The 4,104-nt window shown below is 52.5% G+C and carries 3 protein-coding genes; all 3 read left to right on the top strand.

All coding sequences use genetic code 11. The annotated features are described in order from the left end of the window. Positions 1–461 precede the first annotated feature (461 nt). From htpG to WKK33_RS00125, 3 genes are read left to right on the top strand one after another with little or no spacing between them, the layout of a single operon-like run. Complete coding sequence (gene htpG, locus WKK33_RS00135; RefSeq protein WP_337931960.1) at positions 462–2,516, top strand: molecular chaperone HtpG; 2,055 nt, start codon at positions 462–464, stop codon at positions 2,514–2,516. Beyond that, positions 2,513–3,160 (top strand): endonuclease III, encoded by a 648-nt coding sequence (gene nth / locus WKK33_RS00130; RefSeq protein WP_337468954.1) that lies wholly within the window; start codon positions 2,513–2,515, stop codon positions 3,158–3,160. The genes htpG and nth overlap by 4 nt, the downstream gene beginning before the upstream one ends. A gap of 51 nt (positions 3,161–3,211) precedes the next feature. Then, complete coding sequence (locus WKK33_RS00125; RefSeq protein ID WP_337468955.1) at positions 3,212–3,925, top strand: DUF2461 domain-containing protein; 714 nt, start codon at positions 3,212–3,214, stop codon at positions 3,923–3,925. Positions 3,926–4,104: the final 179 nt, after the last annotated feature.

Here is a 4,104-nt window from a genome sequence, read left to right as displayed (position 1 = left end):
AATATCAAATATATAACTATAGTTAAGCGATTAATATCGCATCACTAGTAAAGGAGCATTATAAATTAGGTCGCGGACCTTTATGATAAGGTGAAGGGCCATGATCCCCACGATTGGTTTGGGATTATCGCCCTGACATCATAAGCCCATCGTCAAGACAACGATTCATTTTACGAATATTCATCAACCCACTTGGGATGCCGCCCTAAAAAAGGAAATCCCCCAATCCACAGTATCACTACTCTGATTGGGGGTTCTTTAACCTTTTAAAAACTAACCTTAACCTATTGAAATGAATCTATGCTGCAAAATTATAGCATTTCTCCGAACTACCTGTCAAATATTCCGTAAATTTTCAAAAAATCTTTGGCAAACGGCTTTTCTTTGTCCTCTATTTGCCTATTATGGCACGGCTTTTGCAACTATCCATACAAAAAAAACGAATTAAAACAACCATTATCATGCAAAAAGGTAATATCGGGGTTACGACCGAGAACATTTTCCCCGTCATCAAAAAGTTTCTCTATTCAGACCATGAGATTTTCCTCCGTGAGATGATCAGCAACGCCGTCGACGCCACGCAGAAGCTGAAGACCTTGGCACAGAAGGGCGACTTCAAGGGCGAGTTGGGCGACCTGACCATCCATGTGTCGTTCGACCCCGAGGCCAAGACGCTTACCATCAGCGACCGTGGTATCGGCATGACGGCTGAGGAGATCGACAAATACATCAACCAAATTGCATTCTCGGGCGTAACCGACTTCCTCGACAAATACAAAGATGAGGCCAATGCCATCATCGGCCACTTCGGACTGGGCTTCTACTCATCATTCATGGTGAGCGACCAGGTGGAGATCGTAACCAAGAGCTACCAGGAGGGCGCCAAGGCCATCAGATGGAGCTGCGACGGCTCGCCTTCGTTCACCATCGACGACGCCGAGAAGGCCGACCGTGGCTCCGACATCATCCTCCACATCTCCGACGATTGCAAGGAGTTTTTGGAGAAAGCACGCATCGAGCAGTTGCTCAACAAGTATTGTAAGTTTATGCCCGTGCCCGTGGCCTTCGGCAAAAAGACCGAGTGGAAGGATGGCAAGCAGGTCGACACCGACCAGGACAACATTATAAATAATGTGGAGCCGTTGTGGACCAAGGCCCCATCATCGCTGAAGGATGAGGATTACAAGAACTTCTATCGCACCCTCTACCCCATGCAGGACGAGCCTTTGTTCTGGATTCACCTCAACGTGGACTTCCCATTCCACCTCACAGGTATCCTCTACTTCCCACGCACGCATAGCAACATCGACTTGCAACGCAACAAGATTCAGCTCTATTGCAACCAGGTGTTTGTCACCGATCAGGTGGAAGGCATCGTGCCCGACTTCCTGACATTGCTCCATGGTGTGATCGATTCTCCCGACATCCCGCTCAACGTGAGCCGCAGCTACCTGCAGAGCGACGCCAACGTGAAGAAGATCTCCACCTATATCACAAAGAAGGTGTCAGACCGTTTGCAGCAGACCTTCAAGGACGACCGCAAGGACTTCGAGGACAAGTGGAACGACCTGAAGATCTTCATCAACTACGGCATGCTCACCCAGGACGACTTCTATGAGCGCGCCAAGGAGTTTGCCTTGTTTAAGGACGTCGACGGCAAGTGCTTCACCTTCGAGGAGTACAAGACCCTCATCAAGGACAACCAGACCGACAAGAACGGCGAGCTCGTCTACCTCTACGCCACCAACAAGGACGACCAGTACTCATACATCAAGTCGGCTCAGGACAAGGGCTATAGTGTGCTCCTGCTCGATGGCCAGCTCGACGTACCCATGGTGTCGATGTTGGAGAACAAGTTTGAGAAGAGCCATTTTGCCCGTGTCGACGCCGACATCATCGACCGCCTCATCGTCAAGGACGACAAGAAGGAGTCTGCCATTACTGGCGACGACCGCGACAATCTGTCAGAGGTGTTCCGCTCACAGATGCCACAAATGGACAAGGCCCAGTTTAACGTAGACGTGGAGTCGCTTGGCGAGAACGCCCAACCGGTGATCATCACCGAGAGCGAATACATGCGCCGTATGAAGGAGATGAGCCACTTCCAGCCCGGCATGAGCTTCTATGGCCAGATGCCCGACACCTACACCATCGTGCTCAACGCCGACCACAAGTTGGTGAAGGAGGTGCTCGACGACACCAACAAGACGACCGCCGAGGCCCTGAAGCCTGTGGTGAGCGAACTGAAGGGATTGTCGGCCCGACTGGCCGCACTCCACCAATCACAGAACGGCAAGAAGCCCGAGGATCTGACACAGGAGGAGAAAGACGACGTGCAGAACACGCAGAAGGCCATCAGCGAGCAGCACACCAAGAAGAACCAAATCCTCGGCGACTACGCCAAGGGCAACAACATCGTGCACCAACTCATCGACTTGGCATTGCTGCAAAACGGCATGCTGAAAGGCGAGGCGCTCGATAAGTTCCTGAAGCGTTCGGTCGACATGATCAAATGACACGAAAAGAACGCTACGAGCGCATACTCGACACCTTTAGGGTGACACAACCCCATGTGACGACCGAGCTGCTGTTTGCTTCGGCATTCCAGCTGCTCGTCGCCACGGTGTTGTCGGCCCAATGTACCGACAAGCGCGTCAACCAAGTGACGCCCGACCTTTTCAGCCATTATCCCGACGCGCGCAGTATGGCGCAAGCCGAGCCCGACGATGTGCTGGAGTATATACGGTCGGTGAGCTACCCCAACGCCAAGGCGCGCCACCTGGTGGCCATGGCACGGGCACTGGTAGCCGACCATGCGGGCGAGGTGCCCGAGAGCCACAACGAGTTGGTAAAGTTGCCGGGCGTGGGCCAAAAGACCGCCAATGTGGTTGAGGCCGTATGGTTCGGACATGCCACGATGGCAGTCGACACGCATGTGTTCCGCGTGGCCCACCGGTTGGGACTGGTGCCCAAGGAGGCCACCACCCCGCTGAAGGTGGAGCAATACCTCATGCGCCACATACCCCAAGAGGACATTCCCAACGCCCACCATTGGCTATTGCTCCATGGACGCTACGTCTGCAGGAGCGCCAAGCCGCTCTGCGCCGATTGCCCGTTCGACGGTTTCTGCCCCAAATTGTTGAAAGACAGCAAGCTCTAAGGGCAAAGCCCCAAGGCATGCCAACCCATCATCCGAAACGACACCAACGTCATGAACACAACCCTCATATTAGACTTCCTGCAAAAGATTGCAGAAAACAACAACACCACGTGGTTCCACGAACACAAGGCCGAATATCAACAAGCCAAGGCCGAGTTTGAGCAAGGTGTGAAAGAGGCCATCCAAACCATTGCAACCTTCGACCCCACCATTGCCCACCTCACGCCCAAGGACTGTTGCTACCGTTTCAACCGCGACATCCGCTTCTCGCCCGACAAGAGCCCTTACAAGCGACATTTTGGCGCTTACATCTCAGCCCATGGCAAGAAAGGACTGCACGGAGGCTACTACATCCATGTGCGCCCAGGCCATTGTGTGCTGGCAACGGGTGTGTATTGGCTTCCCACCAACATCCTAACCGCCGTGCGCAACGAGATCATGGGCAACATCGACGAGTGGCAAGCGTGCGTGGAGAACCCCACTTTCGTAGAAACCTACGGAAGGGTGAACGAGGGATTTTGGGAAGACGACGACTACATGTCGGAAAAAGGGTTTGGCATCACTCACTTGAAAAAGGCACCACGCGACTTCCCCGCCGACTACGAGCACATCGATTATTTGAAGATGAAAGACTACTGTTGTTGGCAAACGGTGGACGACAATTTCTTCAGCCAGCCCGATTGGACGAAGAAAATGGCCCACCTGTTTCGTGTGGCAAAACCCATGATGGACTTCACCAATAGCGTCATCGACGACTATGAATAGCGCCTCCAAGGCCCCCAAAAGGGCGAAAAAGCGTAAAAAACGCACTTTTCCTTAAAAAAGTTGCCAAAACGTTTGGAGGTTACAACAAATAGTCGTACCTTTGCAACCGCTTAAACAAAGAGGTTCCGTAGCTCAACTGAATAGAGCATCTGACTACGGATCAGAAGGTTACAGGTTTG

It is taken from the genome of Hallella sp., assembly GCF_037460745.1.
GTDB lineage: Bacteria > Bacteroidota > Bacteroidia > Bacteroidales > Bacteroidaceae > Prevotella > Prevotella faecis.
Note: the sequence above shows the minus strand (reverse complement) of the source record. Positions and strands in the feature narration are given on the sequence as shown.